14 protein-coding genes are annotated in these 18,251 nt (G+C 58.4%); 12 read left to right on the top strand and 2 right to left on the bottom strand.

The genetic code is table 11. The features are described 5' to 3' along the window. The 8 genes from Q3981_RS03045 to Q3981_RS03010 form a co-directional block, all read left to right on the top strand. The coding region (locus tag Q3981_RS03045; RefSeq protein ID WP_303123792.1) for a carboxyl transferase domain-containing protein at positions 1 to 288 on the top strand (288 nt) is incomplete at its 5' end. 10 nt (positions 289 to 298) lie between these two features. Continuing rightward, positions 299 to 586 carry a methylmalonyl-CoA carboxyltransferase gene (locus Q3981_RS03040; RefSeq protein ID WP_012730731.1) on the top strand — a complete coding sequence of 96 codons (288 nt, stop codon included), beginning with the start codon at positions 299 to 301 and terminating at the stop codon, positions 584 to 586. A 26-nt stretch (positions 587 to 612) separates the two neighbouring features. Beyond that, the gene (locus Q3981_RS03035; RefSeq protein ID WP_012730732.1) at positions 613 to 984 is read left to right on the top strand and encodes a biotin/lipoyl-containing protein; all 372 of its coding nucleotides are present in this window, start codon (positions 613 to 615) and stop codon (positions 982 to 984) included. A 334-nt stretch (positions 985 to 1,318) separates the two neighbouring features. Continuing rightward, the gene (locus tag Q3981_RS03030) at positions 1,319 to 1,510 is read left to right on the top strand and encodes a CsbD family protein (RefSeq protein WP_041628701.1); all 192 of its coding nucleotides are present in this window, start codon (positions 1,319 to 1,321) and stop codon (positions 1,508 to 1,510) included. Between the two features lie 102 nt (positions 1,511 to 1,612). Further along, positions 1,613 to 2,266 (top strand): methylated-DNA--[protein]-cysteine S-methyltransferase, encoded by a 654-nt coding sequence (locus tag Q3981_RS03025; RefSeq protein ID WP_303123786.1) that lies wholly within the window; start codon positions 1,613 to 1,615, stop codon positions 2,264 to 2,266. Positions 2,267 to 2,335: 69 nt separating this feature from the next. After that, positions 2,336 to 5,674, top strand: coding sequence for a bifunctional lysylphosphatidylglycerol synthetase/lysine--tRNA ligase LysX (lysX, locus tag Q3981_RS03020; protein WP_303123784.1), 3,339 nt, complete (start codon positions 2,336 to 2,338; stop codon positions 5,672 to 5,674). Positions 5,675 to 5,975: 301 nt separating this feature from the next. Next, positions 5,976 to 10,589, top strand: a complete 4,614-nt coding sequence (gltB, locus tag Q3981_RS03015; protein WP_303123782.1) for a glutamate synthase large subunit — start codon at positions 5,976 to 5,978, stop codon at positions 10,587 to 10,589. Further along, positions 10,589 to 12,127: a glutamate synthase subunit beta gene (locus Q3981_RS03010; protein ID WP_303123780.1), complete on the top strand. Its 1,539-nt coding sequence runs from the start codon at positions 10,589 to 10,591 to the stop codon at positions 12,125 to 12,127. The genes gltB and Q3981_RS03010 overlap by 1 nt, the downstream gene beginning before the upstream one ends. Before the next feature lie 16 nt (positions 12,128 to 12,143). Here Q3981_RS03010 and Q3981_RS03005 read toward each other — a convergent pair whose 3' ends face one another. After that, positions 12,144 to 12,752, bottom strand: coding sequence for a malonic semialdehyde reductase (locus Q3981_RS03005; RefSeq protein ID WP_303123778.1), 609 nt, complete (start codon positions 12,750 to 12,752; stop codon positions 12,144 to 12,146). A gap of 82 nt (positions 12,753 to 12,834) precedes the next feature. Beyond that, complete coding sequence (locus Q3981_RS03000; RefSeq protein WP_303123776.1) at positions 12,835 to 13,533, bottom strand: helix-turn-helix transcriptional regulator; 699 nt, start codon at positions 13,531 to 13,533, stop codon at positions 12,835 to 12,837. 247 nt (positions 13,534 to 13,780) lie between these two features. Between Q3981_RS03000 and Q3981_RS02995 the strand changes: the two genes are divergently transcribed. The 4 genes from Q3981_RS02995 to Q3981_RS02980 all read left to right on the top strand — a co-directional run bounded on the left by Q3981_RS02995 (position 13,781) and on the right by Q3981_RS02980 (position 17,967). Then, the gene (locus Q3981_RS02995; RefSeq protein ID WP_303123774.1) at positions 13,781 to 15,172 is read left to right on the top strand and encodes an MFS transporter; all 1,392 of its coding nucleotides are present in this window, start codon (positions 13,781 to 13,783) and stop codon (positions 15,170 to 15,172) included. A gap of 277 nt (positions 15,173 to 15,449) precedes the next feature. Beyond that, positions 15,450 to 16,823, top strand: coding sequence for an FtsX-like permease family protein (locus Q3981_RS02990; protein ID WP_303123772.1), 1,374 nt, complete (start codon positions 15,450 to 15,452; stop codon positions 16,821 to 16,823). An 8-nt stretch (positions 16,824 to 16,831) separates the two neighbouring features. Next, positions 16,832 to 17,551 (top strand): ABC transporter ATP-binding protein, encoded by a 720-nt coding sequence (locus Q3981_RS02985; protein WP_303123770.1) that lies wholly within the window; start codon positions 16,832 to 16,834, stop codon positions 17,549 to 17,551. A 26-nt stretch (positions 17,552 to 17,577) separates the two neighbouring features. Then, positions 17,578 to 17,967, top strand: coding sequence for an SdpI family protein (locus tag Q3981_RS02980; protein WP_303123768.1), 390 nt, complete (start codon positions 17,578 to 17,580; stop codon positions 17,965 to 17,967). Positions 17,968 to 18,251: the final 284 nt, after the last annotated feature.

The raw sequence follows: 18,251 nt of genomic DNA, 5'->3' as shown, positions 1-18,251 counted from the left end.
GAAATTGCGGTCATGGGTGCCGACGGAGCCGTGAACGTCGTCTTCCGCAAGGAAATCAAGAAAGCCCAGGAAGAGGGTGGCGACGAAGCAGCTGCCGCCAAGAAGAGCGAACTCGTCCAGCTCTACAAAGACACCTTCTCGACGCCATACATGGCGGCGTCCCGAGGCCTCGTCGATGACATCATCGACCCCGCGGATACACGTCGCGAAGTTGCCTTGGCCCTAGAGCTGCTGACCAACAAGCGTGAGAACCGGCCGTCTAAGAAGCACGGCCTGGCCCCCAACTGATCGGAGAAGCATGAATACAGACAATGCATCCTCTGCTGAACTCAGTCAGTTGTTGGCTCGCCTGTCCAACCAGGTGGAGAAGCTCTCCCGCAACGTCACCAAGCTGGAAAACGAAGTTGCGGCACTGAAGCAACGCTCTGACGAGGAAATTCCTGAAGATGTCTTGATTGCGATCAGTGCGGCCGTATCCGCCTACATGGGTAACCGCGGAACCGTGCGTGCAGTTCACTTCTTGCGCCATCGCAGCTGGTCACAGCAAGGTCGGCAGGCAGTTCAGCACAAGGCGAAATGGCAATAAGCCACGAATAGAAGGAACCCGAAAGAATGAAACTGACAGTTACCGTCAACGGCGTCCCCTATTCCGTGGACGTAGAAGTTGAACACGAAGAACGCCCCACACTCGGCACCATCATCACTGGTGGCAACAGCAACGGGCCAACCCCCACCGCGCCGACCACGTCATCTGTCCAGGGTGTCAGTGCCAATTCGGTCACGGCACCCCTGGCTGGTTCCGTCAGCAAGGTGCTTGTTGAGGAAGGCCAAGCCATTACGGCCGGCGAAGTGATCGTCGTTCTTGAAGCCATGAAGATGGAAACCGAAATTACAGCCCCCAACGACGGCACCGTCACCGCACTTCACGTGCAACCCGGCGACGCCGTTCAGGGTGGGCAGTCTCTGCTGGAGATCGGGGACTAAAACCTGCATCTCGGCAGACGCGGTTGTCCCGGTCGCCTCTGGTTGCCTCGGTTGTCGGAACGGTGCGCCACCTGCTTAGGTACCGAAATGGTCACAAGTTCGTAGGAAATGTCTGGCAACCACCAGTGGTGCGAAATCCGTAGTAAAGTGTCATGTTGTTAGGCGATGTGCACACGAGCGAGCCATCACCGTCGTCCGCCTGCGGGAGTTATCCACGCAGACAACTGACGACGGTGGCCACGTCGCGATATCACAACCCCGTTCTTATGAGCGCGGGTTACCCGACATGGATGCCGCTCGTTGCGTCGCAAAGCTAGAACAGAAGGAGAAGCCTATGGGTATTTCTGACGACATTAAGAACAAGGCAGACGAATTTGGCGGAAAGGCCAAAGAAGCTGCCGGTGACGTTACTGACAACAAAGACCTCAAGGCTGAAGGCAAAGGCGATCAGGCCGAGTCCAAGATCAAGCAGGGCATCGAGGACCTGAAAGACAAGGCCTCCGAGTTCCTCAACAAAGACAAGTAAGTCGGGGACTTACCCTTTGAGGTCCTAACCGATTTCAGAGCCGGGTTATGAGCGCAGATGCGCTGGTAACCCGGTTTTTTACTACCCGCTATCGTTGTCCCCATGAACCACCGGAGCACATCCATGCCCGCCGAATACAGCGACGGCCCCACTGAACGTCGCGACGAACGCGGCGACCGGACCTATCGGACACAACGTTTCCCCACACCATTCGGCAATATCGACGTCACAATCAACAACCACGCCATCGTGGCGTCGCATTACATCATGGATCCGGGCACCACAGATCCAGACATCGCTGATCCCGCTGCCACGTCGGACATGAGTGAAGCCCAACGCCACCTCTTGACACAGATCGGCGAGCAGCTCGACGAGTACTTCAGCGGAACAAGGCAAGCGTTTACCCTCCCGCTCGACGTCGAGGATGATCCCACCGAGTTCACGAAATCCGTGCGCGAAGAAATGGCCCAGATTTCGCCCGGTGACGTGCTCACATACGGCGAATTGGCAGAAGCTGCCGGCCGGCCGCGAGCAGCGCGCGCAGTCGGATCAGTATGCAGAACAAACCCCATTCAGCTCTTCATTCCCTGCCACCGGGTCGTCGCAGCCGGGGGTTCTCTCGGCGGCTACATGGGAGGGGCTCGCGGGCTCGTCCTCAAACAACAGCTACTCGAAAGGGAAGGCGTCCCCTTTACTGCCAATGGGAAGGTCGACTTCCAGGAACTCGGTCGTCGGCAAGAAACGCAGTTTCACTGACCAATCATAGGTACGCGCCAACGACTGGTAGTCTCACAAGGAAATCACAGGATATTAGGGGACAATTCTATGGCTACAGGTTCAGGGCGGGTGCAAGATAAGACTGTGTTCGCCACGTTTATCAAAAGATTCCCGCCGTTTTTTGGCACCTTGCTCGCTGTGTATTCCTTCATCGCGCTACTGTTCAGCGCGGTCAGGCCGGTCCGGCATCAGCTGCAGAGCATCCGGGAATTCTTCGACTACGTGATCCTCCCCATGCCAGAGGTCTCAATATCATGGGCCCTCGCCCTGGGCCTGCTGGCAGGAGCGATTCTCGCCCGCAAACGCCTGGCCTGGTGGGTCAGCGTTATTCTCCTGGTGATCCTGAACATCGAGAACATCCTGCTCTTCGTGCTGGGTGTCAACGGCTACGACACCGGCAGCACGGTTACGACGGTTGAACTCAACGTGGGATTCATCGTCCAAGCAATCATGCTCATCGGCCTCCTGGCTACCCGCTCCGCCTTCCCGGCGCGCACACGGCACGCGGCCATCAGAAAGGCCCTCGCGGTCTACGTCATCGGGGAAGGCCTGGTCACCGCCAGTGGTTGGTTACTCGTCGAACTGTTCCCGCACACCCTGTCCCGCGGTAATCGTCTGCAATGGGTTCTCAACAAGTCCTTTGCCTTCTCGTTGGTCGACCAAAAGTTCTTCGGCGGCCACCCGGAATGGATCGTGTCATTTGTCATCACCCTGGCCAGTGCGATCGTGTTCCTCCTGTCCGTGTGGACCCTGTTCCGCAGCCAGCGCGACAATAATGCTCTTACTCCCGACGACGAGACAGCCATTCGCGCCATGATCGCCCGCTGGGGAGAGGACGATTCCCTGGCCTACTTCGCGACGCGCCGCGACAAATCTGTCATTTATTCTCCCGATGGGCGGGCAGCGGTCACGTATCGCGTCGAACTGGGTGTTTGTATCGCGTCGGGAGATCCCATCGGCAACCCCGCTGCCTGGGATCAAGCCGTGGATGCGTGGCTTCACCAGGCCGTGATGTACGGGTGGACCCCGGCGGTGATGGGGGCATCCGATCGGGGCGCGCACTGTTATTCATCCCACGGACTACAAACCCTCCGGTTGGGTGACGAAGCCATCATCTACACCGACAGCTTCTCACTGAGTCAGCCCGAGTTTAAAGCAGTGCGACAGGCCGTCGCTCGGGCGCGACGAGCAGGCGTGACCGTGCGGATCCGTCGCCACGGAGAACTCACCGATGAAGAGATGGCCAGCGTCCAGCGTGACGCCGACGCATGGCGCGACACCAACAACGAACGTGGCTTCTCTATGGCACTCTCGCGCCTGGGGGATCCGGCCGATTCCAATAACCTCCTGGTCGAGGCCATCCAAGACGCCCACCATTCACCCACCGGTGTGGCCCGACGCGTCGGCGAACTCTCCTTCTCCCCGTGGGGGCGCACCGGAGTCTCGCTGGACCTCATGCGTCGGTCACCCGACTCACCCAATGGCACCGTGGAAATCATGGTGTCGGAGCTCTGCAATGCCGGACTAGACGTCGGAGTCACACGAATCTCACTGAACTTCGCCATGTTCCGCCAGGTCTTTGCGACGGCCCACGAACTCGGCACCGGCCCCGTCATGCGCCTGTGGAGGAGCCTCCTGGTCTTCCTGTCGCGATGGTGGCAGATGGAAGCGCTCTACCGATCCAACGAAAAATACAACCCCACCTGGGCGCCCCGGTACATCTGTTTCAAAGATAACCGCGCCATCGCCCGCGTCGGACTGGTGTCCGGCATCGTTGAAGGGTTCGTGCCCGCGCCCCTGTCGCGACGCAAACCCCCACTAACCCCCGTCGGATCGGTGAAACGAGAAGGCGCTGCCGAAGCGCTCGAGCTCGCACCTCGCCTCATGGAGGAGGCCCGTGCCGGGCGCGCAGTGCACCACCGTCGTTCGGAACAAGTCAAAGTGCGCCTGGAAAAAGCCCAGCGTTTGCGCGATGAAGGGCTGAGCCCGTGGCCCACTGCAGTCCGCCCGACGCATACCTGTGCGCAGATCGCCGGCATGGATGACGGTGTTGCGGCCTCCATTTCCGGCCGTATCATTGCCCGGCGCGACTTCGGTGGCGTCATGTTCCTCCAGCTCCATGACTGGTCGGGCGACACACAGGTGATCGTCGAACAAGCTCGGTGCAGCGATTATGAGGCCTGGCGCAAAGATCTTGACCTTGCCGACATTATTCGCGTTGAGGGCGAAAAGGGTGTCTCGCGGAAGGGCGAGCCGTCGCTTCTGGCCGACAGTATCCGATTTGAAGCGAAATCCTTGCACCCGTTGCCCAACAAAACTGATGGGCTTACCGACCCTGAAGCGCGGGTGCGGTCCCGGCACATCGACCTGACCGTTAACGCTGAGTCGCGCCGGGCGTTGACGGCGAGGTCCGCTGTGCTGCACTCGATGAGGTGCGACCTGCACAGTTCGGGCTACTTGGAGGCGGAAACCCCCATTTTGCAGCCCATCCATGGTGGCGCGAATGCACGGCCGTTTATTACGCACATCAACGCGTACAACATGAACTTGTATCTCCGCATCGCCCCCGAGTTGTTCTTGAAGCGGCTCATGTGTGGCGGAGTGGATCGTGTCTTCGAGCTGGGCCGCGAGTTCCGCAACGAAGGCGTCGATGCCACTCACAACCCGGAGTTCACATCATTGGAAGCGTACGACGCCCACGGCGACTACGAAACGATGATGACCTTGACTCATGAGCTCATTGTGAACGCGGCCACCGCGGTGCATGGGAAACCCGTCGTGACGGCACCCGACGGCAGCATGGTCGACATTTCTGGCGAGTGGCCCGTGAAATCCGTGCTCGACGCCATTACCGAGGGCGCGCGGGCGGACGGAATCTGGGACGGCCCGGTTATTTCGGTGGACACGCCACGCGAAGAATTAGATGCCCTGATGGAACGGGCGGGCATGCCTCTGCGCCCAGACGCTGACGACGGCACCATTATCGAAGAGCTCTACGACGAATTCGTGGAGTCGCGGACGACATTCCCCACGTTTTATAAGGACTTCCCGGTGTCCGTGTCTCCGTTGACGCGTCGGCACCGCAGTAAGCCGGGGTTAACGGAGCGCTGGGACCTCGTGGCGTGGGGCGTCGAACTGGGTACTGCGTACTCGGAGCTGACCGATCCTATTGATCAGCGTCAGCGGTTAGAGGAACAATCGCTTCTTGCCGCCGGCGGCGACCCCGAAGCTATGGAGTTGGATGAGGAATTCCTCCGTGCGTTGGAATTCGGTATGCCTCCGACGGGTGGTCTGGGTATCGGCGTGGACCGCATCGTTATGCTGATTACGGGGTCCACGATCCGCCAGTCGCTGGCCTTCCCGCTTGTTAAGCCCGATAACAGCTGACATAACCACTACATCCATGAAACGTCTAGGAAACATTGCTGAAACATTCATGATGTACAGGTAGTAGGGCAGAACGTGGAGTTCACCACCCATGTGAGCCTCCTGCGATAAAGTAACAATCTACCCCTGAAATAAATGAGAAGGCCCACGTCGCATTAGCACTGGGCTCGGTCTCTCACGGTTGACCCCGTGCGAGACCCCTGATCTTATTCACTGTGCACAACCCCGCACGTGGTAGATCTCACCGACAGACCACGGCTAACCAGGCTCGTTACAGCCATGTGAACGAAAAGGCGACCAGATGACGACTGTTCCCTCACGCCAGGGTCTCTACGACCCATCCTTTGAGCATGACGCCTGTGGCGTCGCGTTCGTTGCCAACATGCACGGTGACAAAAGCCGCGACATCGTCGACAAAGGAATTCAAGCACTTGTTAATCTCGAGCACCGCGGTGCTGCAGGTGCTGAGAAAAACACCGGTGACGGTGCCGGGATCCTGATTCAGATTCCGGACGCTTTTTACCGCCGTGAAATGGCCAAGCAGGACATTGAACTCCCACCCGCCGGCCAGTACGCCACCGGCATCGCCATGCTGCCAGCTGCCCGCATGGCGGCGCTCGACGCAGTGCGCTACGTCGAAGACATCATTAAAGAAGAAGGCCTAACGCTCATCGGGTGGCGTGATTGCCCCGTCGACGATTCATCCATCGGCGCCATGGCCAGGGACGCGATGCCGCTGTTCCACCAGGTCTTTATTTCGGGAACCAAGGACGACGGTACCCCCCTCGAAGGCATTGACCTGGACCGCGCCGTGTGGTTCGTCCGCAAACGCGCCGAACGCGAACTCGGCAGCAAGGGTGCTGGCGCCGGCTCGGGCGAGGACACCGTGTATTTCCCCTCGTTGTCCGCCCGGACCGTTGTCTACAAGGGTATGCTGACCACCCCGCAATTGCGGGAATTCTACCTTGACCTGCAGGATCCCGAGGTGGAGTCCGCCATCGCGGTGGTCCACTCCCGTTTCTCGACGAACACCTTCCCGTCGTGGCCGCTGGCCCACCCCTACCGCATGGTCGCCCACAACGGCGAGATCAACACGGTCCGCGGTAACGAGAACTGGATGCGCGCCCGCGAAGCCGTCATCGATTCCGAGGTGCTGGGCCCCATCGACCGCGTCCTCCCGATCTGTGACCCGGGCGGTTCCGACACGGCTCGCTTCGACGAGGCCCTCGAACTCCTGCACCTGGGCGGGCGGTCCTTGCCCCACGCGGTGCTCATGATGATCCCGGAAGCCTGGGAGCACAACGCTGATTTATCCGACGACGTCCGCGCCTTTTATGAGTACAACTCGTGCCTGATGGAACCGTGGGACGGCCCCGCCGACGTCGTCTTCACCGACGGCACCGTGATTGGTGCTGTTCTGGACCGCAATGGTCTGCGCCCTGGTCGTATTTGGATTACCGACGACGGCCTGGTCGTCGGCGCGTCCGAGGCCGGAGTCCTGCCTATCGATCCAGAGCACGTGGCGGAACGCACCCGCGTGAAGCCGGGCGAGATGTTCTTGGTGGACACCTCCCAAGGCCGCGTCGTCCCGGACGAGGAGATCAAAACTGACCTCGCGTCCCAGGCGCCGTATGGCGAGTGGGTATCACAGAACCTTGTGCGCAAGGAGGATCTTCCGGACGCGGATTACCACTGGATGCCTCACCACCGGGCCGTGTTGCGCCAGCGTGTGTTCGGTTTCACGCAGGAGATCGTGGACATCATCGTCAAACCCATGGCCCTCAATGGTGCAGAGGCCATCGGTTCGATGGGCACCGATACGCCGATCGCGGCGCTCTCCGACCACCCGTCGTATCTGTTCGACTTCTTCAAGCAGCGGTTTGCGCAGGTCACGAACCCGCCGCTGGACTCCATCCGTGAGAAACTCATGACCTCGCTGTTCACTCACTTGGGTGCGCAGCGGGACATCATGCACCCGGATGCGGACGCGGCGAAGCTCATCCACCTGGACGACCCCATTTTGCGTAACCGCGATTTAGCGCGGCTGGTTCACGCCAACGATGGTGGCGAGTTCCCGCAGTTCGACGTCGCCATTATTTCCGGGTTGTATGCCGTGGCTCATGGTGGTCGCGGAATTCAGGAAGCGTTGCGACGTATCCGCCGTGAGGTGTCGGACGCCATTGCCGACGGTAAAACGCTGATCGTGCTGAGCGACCGCGAGTCGGATGAGCGGTTCGCGCCTATTCCGTCGCTGCTGTTGACCTCCGCCGTCCACCAGCACTTAGTACGTGAGCGGACGCGTACCCGGGCGTCGTTGATCGTGGAGGCGGGCGACGTCCGTGAGGTCCACGATATCGCCATGCTGATTACTTTCGGTGCCGACGCCATCAACCCCTACATGGGCTTTGAAACGATCGATGAGCTGCGTAAACAGGGCTCCTTGGGCGATATGGACCTCGAGACCGCGTTCGATAACTACACGAAAGCGGCAGTCAAGGGCCTGCTGAAGGTGATGTCGAAGATGGGCATCGCCGCGGTCGCGTCGTATCGCGGAGCACAGCTAGCCGACGTCGTTGGCCTGAACCAGGAATTCCTGGACGAGTACTTCACGGGTAGTTTCGCCCCGATCGGCGGTGTTGGTTTGGAGGCCATTGCGGAGGCCGTCGGGGACCGTCACCGCGAAGCGTTCCTGCCCCGCCCCGAGGAGCAAGCACACCGCGAGCTGGAATTGGGCGGCGAGTACAAGTGGCGTCGTGAGGGTGAATACCACCTGTTCAACCCGGAGACGATTTTCACCCTCCAGCACGCGACGCGCACGGGCCGCTACGAGGTCTTCAAGCGCTACACCGAAAAGGTCAACAACCAGGCCAAGCGGTTGGCCACGATCCGCGGGTTGTTCAAGTTCAATCCCAACCGTCCGCCGGTAGATATTGACGAAGTTGAGCCCGTGAGCGCGATTGTCAAGCGCTTTTCGACGGGTGCGATGTCGTACGGCTCGATTTCCGCCGAGGCCCACCAGACCTTGGCCATCGCGATGAACCGCCTGGGCGGCATGTCCAACTCCGGCGAAGGCGGCGAGGATTCCGACCGCTTCACGAAGGACCCGAACGGCGATTGGCGTCGTTCCGCCATCAAGCAGGTGGCGTCGGGCCGGTTCGGCGTGACAAGCCACTACCTGAACAACTGCACGGACATCCAGATCAAGATGGCCCAGGGCGCCAAGCCCGGCGAGGGTGGTCAGCTGCCTCCGCACAAGGTGTACCCGTGGATTGCGGAGGTGCGTATTACCACTCCCGGCGTGGGGTTGATTTCGCCACCGCCGCACCACGATATTTATTCCATTGAGGACCTCGCCCAGCTCATCCACGACTTGAAGTGCGCCAATCCGGATGCGCGTATCCACGTGAAGTTGGTGTCGGAGCAGGGCGTCGGCACGGTTGCTGCGGGTGTGTCCAAGGCGCACGCGGATGTCGTGCTGATTTCCGGCCACGACGGCGGCACCGGCGCTTCTCCTCTGGGGTCCCTGAAACACGCGGGTGCCCCGTGGGAGCTGGGCTTAGCGGAGACGCAGCAGACCTTGCTGATGAATGGTCTTCGCGACCGGATCACCGTGCAGTGTGATGGTCAGCTGAAAACCGGGCGTGACGTCGTCATTGCTGCCCTGTTGGGCGCGGAAGAGTTTGGCTTTGCGACGGCTCCTCTGGTGGTTGAGGGCTGCATCATGATGCGCGTGTGCCACCTGGACACCTGCCCGGTGGGCGTGGCCACGCAGAACCCGGACTTGCGGGCGAAGTTCAGCGGCCGCGCCGAGTACGTCGTGAACTTCTTCCAGTTCATTGCGGAGGAAATCCGCGAGTACATGGCGGAGCTCGGTTTCCGCACGATCGACGAGATGGTGGGCCACTCCGAGATCCTGGGCGTGAACCGTGAAGTGGCAGATAGGCACCCGGATGCGGCGAAGCTCGACCTCTCGCCGATTTTCGCGCAGCCGGACAGCCCGTTCATGTACCAGGACAAGCACTGCACGAAGAAGCAGGACCACTCGCTGGACAAGGCGTTGGATAACCAAATCATTCGCGACGCGCGCGAGGTCATCGACGCGAAGGGCGAGTGCGAGCCCCTCGAGCTGTCGTACCGGATCTCCAACGTGGACCGCTCCGTGGGCGCCATGGTCGGCTCGGAGATTTCCCGCGTTGGTGGTGCCGACGGCCTGCGCGAAGGCGCATTGACCGTGGAATTTGAGGGATCGGCAGGTAACTCCTTCGGCGCATTCTTGCCCCACGGTGTCACCCTGGCCTTGACCGGCGACGCCAACGATTACGTCGGCAAGGGATTGTCGGGCGGACGCATTGTCGTGCGTCCCGACCCGCACTACGCGTCGGCCGTCGAAAAGGCCGGCCGTGACGTGTCGGGCGACATCATCGCTGGCAATGTTATTGGTTATGGCGCGACCTCGGGCGAGTTGTTCGTCCGCGGCACGGTGGGCGAGCGGTTCTGCGTGCGCAACTCGGGCGCGACCGCCGTCGTCGAGGGCATCGGTAACCACGGGTGCGAGTACATGACAGGTGGCCGCGTGGTCGTCCTTGGTCATGTGGGCCGCAACTTTGGTGCCGGTATGTCGGGTGGCATTGCGTTCCTTCCCGACGACGGTATCCCCGCTGGTCAAGGTGGTATTCGCGACCGTATCGATACGGCGCTGGCTGATATTGAGGAGCCCACCGCGGAGGACGTGGCCTGGCTGGATCAGACTGTTGCAAGTTATCGGGAGTGGACTGGTTCGACGACACCAGTCGGCACATTTGTGAAGGTGATGCCACGGGATTACCGCCGTGTGCTCACGATTATGGAGAGTTGTCAGGCTCAAGGACGAGATGAGGCAGCAACTGCCGAAGCGATTATGGAGGCTGTGCACTGATGGCTGACCCACATGGATTTCAAAAGTATTCCCGCCACGACAAAGCCCACCGGCCGGTTCCGCTTCGGCTGCTGGACTGGCACGAGGTGTATGAAAAGCAGGACCTGACGGATCTGCGCCAACAGGCGACCCGCTGCATGGATTGCGGGATCCCGTTCTGCCACGACGGTTGTCCGCTGGGGAACATCATCCCGGAGTGGAACGACTTGGTCCGTTTGGGCCGGTGGCGTGAGGCCTTCGACCGCCTTCACGCGACCAACAACTTCCCGGAGTTCACGGGCCGTTTGTGCCCCGCGCCGTGTGAAGGGGCGTGTGTTCTGGGCATCAACGATGACCCCGTCACGATCAAGAATGTCGAGTTGGAAATCGTCGAATATGGTTTTGAGCATGATTTTGTGAAGCCCATTCGTCCTTCATTCTCGACGGGTCAGTCGGTCGCCGTGGTGGGCTCCGGCCCTGCCGGGTTGGCGGCTGCGCAGCAGCTCACCCGCGCGGGCCACGACGTCACCGTGTTCGAGCGCCACGACCGCCTGGGTGGTCTGATGCGCTACGGGGTGCCCGAGTACAAGATGGAGAAGAAGTGGATCAACCGCCGCCTGGAACAGATGGTGGCGGAGGGTACCCAGTTCCGCACCAACATTTCCCCATCCGTGAGTGACCTGCAAGGCTTCGACGCCGTCGTGTTGGCGATCGGTTCGACCATCGGCCGCGACCTGCCCATTGAAGGCCGCGACTTAGAGGGCGTCTACCAGGCGATGGAGTACCTCCCGGAGGCCAACAAGGTCCAGGAAGGGGACAGAGTAGTATCGACGATCGACGCCCGCGGAAAGAACGTCGTCATCGTCGGCGGTGGCGACACGGGCACGGACTGCTTCGGGACGGCGCTGCGCCAGGGCGCGAAGAGCGTCGTGCAGTTCGATATCGGCCCGAAGCCACCGCGGACACGGGCGGCGTCGACCCCGTGGCCAACCTTCCCCCGCAAGCTTCGCGTCGCAACTGCCCACGAAGAGGGCGAGTACGAGGTTTCCGGCGAGGAAGAAAAGGAGCTCGTGGAGAAGCTCGGCCTGGACGCCCGCGTGAAAGGGCACCCGCTGGGCAACCGCCAGTGGAAAACGAACACGGTGGAGTTCATCGGCACCGACGGGAAGATCACGGGGCTGAAGGGCACCCTGGTGGACCGCACCCCGGAGGGCACGATCCCCATCGAGGGGTCCGATTTCGAGATCGACGCGGATCTGGTGCTGCTGGCTATGGGCTTCGCCTCTGTGGACCGCGCCGGGATTGTCGACGAGTTGGGCCTGGAGATCGACGGCCGCGGGCGGATTGTCCGCGACGAGAACTTTCGTGCGGAGGTGCCTCTCACGGCTGGCTTCCGGGCGCCGGTGTTTGTTGCTGGCGACGCGGGGCGCGGGCAGTCCCTCATCGTGTGGGGGATTTCGGAGGGGCGCTCCGCTGCAGCCGCGGTGGATCGCCAGCTCATGGGCGAGTCCAGTTTGCCGGCCGCTATCGTACCGACGGATGTGCCGATGCGGGCGTAGCTGGCGACTAGTCGGATTAGTCGGCGATGCGGAACACGTCGGCGTCGTCCATCCGTGGTCCGCGCGGGTGGTGCGAGTCCGTGTCTGCCGGAACTCCCGCGATGATGACCATGATGGCCCGTTCGCCGTCGCGAAGGAATTCCTTGGTGACGGCATCGGCATCAAAACCGCCCATCGGGCCGACACCTAGTCCGACGGCGCGGAGGCCCAGGATGAAATAGGCCGCCTGCAGGTTAGCGGACTGAAGAGCGACGGCGGTGCGCACCTCTTTGTTGCTCTCGAACTTGTCGCGGGGGCCGTTGCCACCGGCGGGGAACTGCTGGGGCAAGTGGTTGTGGAAGTTGGTGTCCGCGGCCAAGACGAAGGCGAGGGGTGCCTTTTCGGTCTTGGGCTGGTTGTTGCCCATCATGTGCGGGACGAGGCGGGAGCGCTTGTCCTTGGGGACCTCGATGATGCGCAGTGGTTGCCCGTTCATCGACGTCGGGCCCCACTTGACGAGGTCGCGTACGGATTTAATGACCTCGGGGTCGATGCTGGTGTCCTCAAATGCGCTGGTGGTGTGGGCATCGCGGAAGAGGACGTTGAGGGCTTCGTCGTTAATGATGAATGGTGCTGTAATTGACATGTCATTTATGACTACGCGGGTGGGGAGGGCGTGTCAACTGGAATATTCCCTGGAGGACGATCGCGGGTTTGTGATCGTGAGTTTAAAAGGGAGTATCTTCCAGCTGAATTCCCGCATGAGCCAGGGTTGCTCGGCCGGAGTCAGTTAAACGAACAGCGCGAGTCTCCTTAATACGTTTCACCCACCCCATATCGAAGAATGTGGTGCACAATTCTTTACCAACGGAACCCGCGATATGGAATCGTCGCTCGGTCGAGTCCATGCATGGAGTGGCAGTTAAGGAATCCGGGTGGGGAAGTCCCCATGTAGACAGCAATTCGCAGGCCGTGGGCGTGAGCTCCCATGTCTTGGTCAGATATTCCCGGCTGGAAAACTGTTCAGCCAGCTCTACTCCAAGTCTGCCTGCCAAGTGCTTATAGCACGTGCGACCAGCTCTGAACCGATCAGCTGAGTTGGAAGCACGGAGGCTGTGTGCAGTATCAAGCTTTCTCTGAGTGAGGACCCCTAACTTCTCGATGGCATGGGCAACCTCATCGCTAGCAAGCCGGACATAACGATGTCGTCCTTGGTGGATATCGAGGACTAGCCCCCGATCAGCGAGGACATTGACGTGTTCCGAGGCAGTGGAACGTGCAAGGCCACAGTAATTAGCTAGTTCCCCTACAGTCCATGCGCGCCCATCCATAAGAGCTGCACACATAGCTGCGCGGGACGTGTCAGCTAGCGCACCGGCAGTCTGTGAAATATCGGGAAGGGATTCGGGGAACGTGCGCATATCCATCGCTCCAGTGTGGGGCTCAATTAGTTCGGTGCTCGCCGAACTGTTTCTAGTTCACACTTGACCGTATCAATTTTGACGAAGACCAGGGGGTGATGACGGTGAGCGCGCAAGGTTCGCGGTACAGGGGCACTTATGACGGCAGCTTCTACCTGGGCTTACGAACTTATTACGGTGCGACACCTCAACGCTCAGCGACGTAACACCGCTGTTCGAGCTATTTATCACTAAAAGAATTGTCTGAGATGACATGAAAGGGAAAGCGGTGGCCGTACAGCGAAAAACCGGGGCATTGGTGTCTGTGGTACTGGGATTTTTTATCGTCATGCTCGACACCACCATTGTGAATGTTGCACTTCCCAACATGGCCACTTCGTTGAATACGAATGTGGTGACGCTGCAGTGGGTCGTCGATGCCTACACATTAGCTTTTGCCGCACTCCTGCTGTCTTCGGGTGCTGCTTGCGATCGCTTGGGAGCTCGCGCAGTCTACGTCTTAGGGCTGGTCGAATTTGGGGTGCTCTCTCTTGTTTGTGCCTTGTCATCAAGCGGGGGTGTCTTGATTATTGCTCGGGCACTTCAAGGAATCGGTGCAGCGGCTATCGTGCCCGGTTCACTGGCATTATTAGCAACGGTCTATCCTGACCCTGCCGAGCGCGCACGTGCGATTGGTCTCTGGGGTGGAGCCGGTGGCATCGCTTCCGCGTGTGGTCCGGTACTTGGTGGGTTGCTTGTATCTGCGGTTGGGTGGCAGGCAGTCTTCTGGGTTAACTTACCGATCATTGCATTTGGTTGCTGGTTGACCTTTCACAGTATCGATGCTTCCCCTCATGATCGCACACATAGACTGGATCCCGCTGGCCAGGCGCTTTCGATTGGCGCACTCGTGGCTATTACTTACTCTGTTATCTCCTCTGGAGAGCGGGGATGGACGCAGGAACAACTCCTGGTCCTCTTGATCGGCGGTGTACTAAGTCTCCTTTTCATATGGGTGGAATATCGTCACCCAGATCCCATGCTGCCCATCGGTCTCTTTCGGCGCCCACGGTTTTCCGCCGCAACTCTTGTCGGCTTCGCGTTGAATGTCAGTTTTTTCGGACAGTTATTTGCTCTCTCGTTGTTTTTCCAGACCTATCGTGGTTATGAACCGATTATCGCCGGGCTTGCCCTAGCTCCTCAGGCCTGCAGTGCTGTTGTCGCTTCTCCCTTGGGTGGCCGGGTGGCAGCCCACATTGGTGCATTTCCAGCTATGTTGATCGGGCTTCTGATTGGAACAGTTGGATTCGGAAGCCTAGTCGTTTTGTCCTCGACGACGCCATATCTTTTAATCGCCATCCTGTCCTTTATTGCAGGTTTTGGGATGGCATTCGCGATGCCTGCTGCTACATCTGCAGCCGTGACGACGGCACCGCCTTCATACACAGGTGTCGCTGGTGGAGTCATTAATGCTGCTCGTCAGACCGGCAGTGTTTTTGGTGTCGCAGTTCTAGGAGGCATGATTGCTGGAAAAGATAGTTTTCTAGTCGGATTTCATCAGGCTGTGGGGACTGCAAGTGCCGTATTTGCTGTAGCGGCTGCAGTGGTCCTCATTATTCTGGCAACAACTAGTGCGCCAGTATCGAACAAGGCTCGCACCCATTGATTTCGTGATGTCAGGTATTATGGCTTGGACAAGACCGGTTCCGCTGACCAGAGGGTAGCCCAGGGCCGGTCCTCATTTTTCTTTCGCTTCCCGACTTCGGGGGCTACGGGTTACACGAGTAACAAGGGGCGAAAAGGCAGCTTAAGTCGCAAAAGGCGGGGATACATTTTTTGGGCATTTCATGAGCTCATGATATGTGAGTTAATCCATTATATTAGTTTACGTAGTAGTTATGGTTTGTTTTTCGGTTGTTCGGTATATCTAGAAAGCGTTCACTGTGCTTAAAGAACTGAGAGATCTGCACCCGATGGCGGTGTCAATCCTCATTGTGACTGCGGTGTCTTCCTGGATGCTTACGCTGTCATTAGGTTTGACCATTGTTGGCGCTCAAGCTTCAGGGACTGATGCGGGGGAACAGTTCGCTGCAATCGGAGGCTTGCAGATTGCCTTAACGTGTTTGTCGGTCATCTTGTGCGCTCCCAGTGTGGTCCGCCTCGCGATTCGTCAAGATTCCCGGCGAGTGGCCTTGTGGCAGGTTATCGGAGCGTCACCGCGTCAGGCCCGATGGCGTTATGTGCTGTTGGCTTCTCTATCATCACTAGTCGGATCGTTGCTAGGCGCACTTCTCGGTTATATTTCTTGGCCTGCCTTCACTGATCTGGTGAAGCGGACCGGTTTCTTACTGACACCGGGGTTAGAGTCGAAGTCGATCAACATCGGTGCCCTCTTATCTGGCCCCCTGAGTGCCTTCGGAGTTGTCCTCTTAGCGACACTCTTTGGATCGGCAGCCATGTCTAAGATCGATCCCGTCCAAGCTGTTGCAGAAACTCCTGAGCAACGAGGCAAAACCGGGTTCCTACGCTTATTCCTTTCGATAGCGATCGTTGCTGGTATAGCTACCGGCTATATAGCAATCGCTAATACCTCACCTGTGACCAAGCCAGATACTTTAAGTGGCCTGATCTCCGCATATTGGGGAGCGGCCCTCGGCTTACTGTTGGCATATGGCATCTCTGATAAAGCATTGGTTCGTCCTGTGGTGAGACTTGTCGGCGCTTTGTTTTCATTTACGAAGTCCGATTCATGGTTTATCGCTAAGACATCCGCGTGCCGACGATCGATTGTCTCAACGTCGGTGATTACCCCGTTAGTTGTTGCTGCCGCCTCTGTTGGGTCTGTCTTTGGCATGGTCGCTCAAACCAAGAACGTTTCTGTCGCCCTCGGTCAAAGCGAGGAGGATTTACAAGTTAGTCCTCCCGGCCAAATTATTTTAGTTTTCGGCCTGCCAGTGATTATTGCTGCAGCGTCCGCTATTGTCTCTGTATATTTGACAAGCCGACTGAGAAATCATGACATTACACTTCTTGAGGTCCTCGGAGCCCGGCCCTCAACGATCCGTGCTGCAGCAGTCTGTGAATCGCTCATTTATTATTTATCTTCGACTGTCATAGCATTCCTCATCCTAGCGGTTAACGCGTTTGTTATGGGCAAGGTACTCGCTGCAGGTCCTGTTCCGAATGCGTCGCCAGTCTGGTTCGGGAGCGAGACGTTTCTCTTACTCACCGCAAGTTTCATACTCTTGTCGATTTCAATAATTGTACCGACCATGCGAAGCTCTTCTGAGCTGAACGTCACGACATTAACGAGGTAAATCTTATAATGAGCAGTCTCGTAGAGGTTTCAAACCTCAAGAAATCCTTCCAGATAACCAGACGGGATTATGATGAAATTCTCAAGGGGATTAATTTCTCCGCGGGGGAGGGCGAATTTGTTTCGATAGTTGGGCCGTCGGGTTCAGGGAAATCCACGTTTTTGTATTGCATATCTGGATTAGAAACGTTCGACTCCGGAAAATCAGTACTTTGCGGTAATGACCTTGGCTCTATGTCGAGGAATGATCGTAGCCGTGCACGCCGACGCAATGCTAGCTTCATATTCCAGGATTACAACCTCATCGACTCCATGACCGCACTCGAAAATGTGGAGTTAAGCCTAAAATTTTCGAAGAAACGAGTCTCCAAGAGAGACATCCGGAGAGAATTTGAGCGTTTCGGGATCGGCGACAAGCTCAAGTTTTATCCAGCACAGCTTTCAGGTGGTCAGCGGCAGCGTGTGGCGATCGTTCGGGCCCTCCTTGTCAGACCGCGTGTTCTTTTTGCTGATGAGCCCACCGGTGCGCTCGACTCATCGTCCACCAATGTGGTGATCGGTGAGCTTTCTCGGCTGTCGTCTCGGGGTACAACGGTGATCATGGTTACTCACGACCTGGAAATTGCGGCTCAGGCAGACAGGGCAGTCGTCATCTCCGATGGAAAGCTCGTGAGGAACTTGGTTTCGCCGACAGCCGCGTCGTTGTTCTCCGCAATCGAATCCAGATAAGTGAGTGAGAGGACAAGAGGAACAACATGCCAGTGGTAGCAGCTTTGATCGCGTCGGTTGGTCTTGTGATCGTGAGTATTCTGTGCTTGACCATCCCCGAAAATGCGGTCTCGGGAAAGGTTCCGAGAAACTCGGCGATCGGTATCAGAACGGCAGAAACGAAAAAGTCTGACGAAGGTTGGGATGTTGGACACCGTGCAGCAGCACCGATTCTCAAAAGAACGGGCATCGTCGCATTAATTCTTACAGCAGCACTTCTCTTGTCTTCTTTCTTCGGAGGTGAAATGAGCGTCGTGGTCGTCACTTGTGGAGTGCTTGGCTATGCCGTGATCATTGGTGGGATGTGCTGGGCTGCTGTAGCCGCCAATAACGCAGCCAAGGAGATCAATGACCACATGGACGCGGACGGGGTATAAGTAGTCCGCTTTCAGGACGGCGCTTATACGCGTGTGATCCTTTGTGTGCTGGGCTCTCCGAATGTGAGGGTTCTACGTCTACCGGAGATGACGATATTATTCACTAGTGTTTAACAGAGGGTTTACGTCACACACTGTCTCACACAACTCACTATTATGTCGTGCATAAATCTCCGTAGCTGCAAAGAGAGCCCCGGATGGAGATAATCGTTTTACTCTCGCGTTCCGAAAGGTAACCAGGATAATACTGACAACGTTCGGCTCATCTCTCACGCGAAGGGGGA

It is taken from the genome of Corynebacterium sp., from assembly GCF_030530965.1.
GTDB lineage: Bacteria > Actinomycetota > Actinomycetes > Mycobacteriales > Mycobacteriaceae > Corynebacterium.
This window is presented reverse-complemented; position numbering and strand designations above follow the sequence as displayed.

Coding starts and splice junctions, on each gene's coding strand:
- Q3981_RS03040 (WP_012730731.1), top strand. CDS start 299: ATGAATACAGACAATGCATCCTCTGCTGAACTCAGTCAGTTGTTGGCT.
- Q3981_RS03035 (WP_012730732.1), top strand. CDS start 613: ATGAAACTGACAGTTACCGTCAACGGCGTCCCCTATTCCGTGGACGTA.
- Q3981_RS03030 (WP_041628701.1), top strand. CDS start 1,319: ATGGGTATTTCTGACGACATTAAGAACAAGGCAGACGAATTTGGCGGA.
- Q3981_RS03025 (WP_303123786.1), top strand. CDS start 1,613: ATGAACCACCGGAGCACATCCATGCCCGCCGAATACAGCGACGGCCCC.
- lysX (WP_303123784.1), top strand. CDS start 2,336: ATGGCTACAGGTTCAGGGCGGGTGCAAGATAAGACTGTGTTCGCCACG.
- gltB (WP_303123782.1), top strand. CDS start 5,976: ATGACGACTGTTCCCTCACGCCAGGGTCTCTACGACCCATCCTTTGAG.
- Q3981_RS03010 (WP_303123780.1), top strand. CDS start 10,589: ATGGCTGACCCACATGGATTTCAAAAGTATTCCCGCCACGACAAAGCC.
- Q3981_RS03005 (WP_303123778.1), bottom strand. CDS start 12,752: ATGTCAATTACAGCACCATTCATCATTAACGACGAAGCCCTCAACGTC.
- Q3981_RS03000 (WP_303123776.1), bottom strand. CDS start 13,533: ATGGATATGCGCACGTTCCCCGAATCCCTTCCCGATATTTCACAGACT.
- Q3981_RS02995 (WP_303123774.1), top strand. CDS start 13,781: ATGAAAGGGAAAGCGGTGGCCGTACAGCGAAAAACCGGGGCATTGGTG.
- Q3981_RS02985 (WP_303123770.1), top strand. CDS start 16,832: ATGAGCAGTCTCGTAGAGGTTTCAAACCTCAAGAAATCCTTCCAGATA.
- Q3981_RS02980 (WP_303123768.1), top strand. CDS start 17,578: ATGCCAGTGGTAGCAGCTTTGATCGCGTCGGTTGGTCTTGTGATCGTG.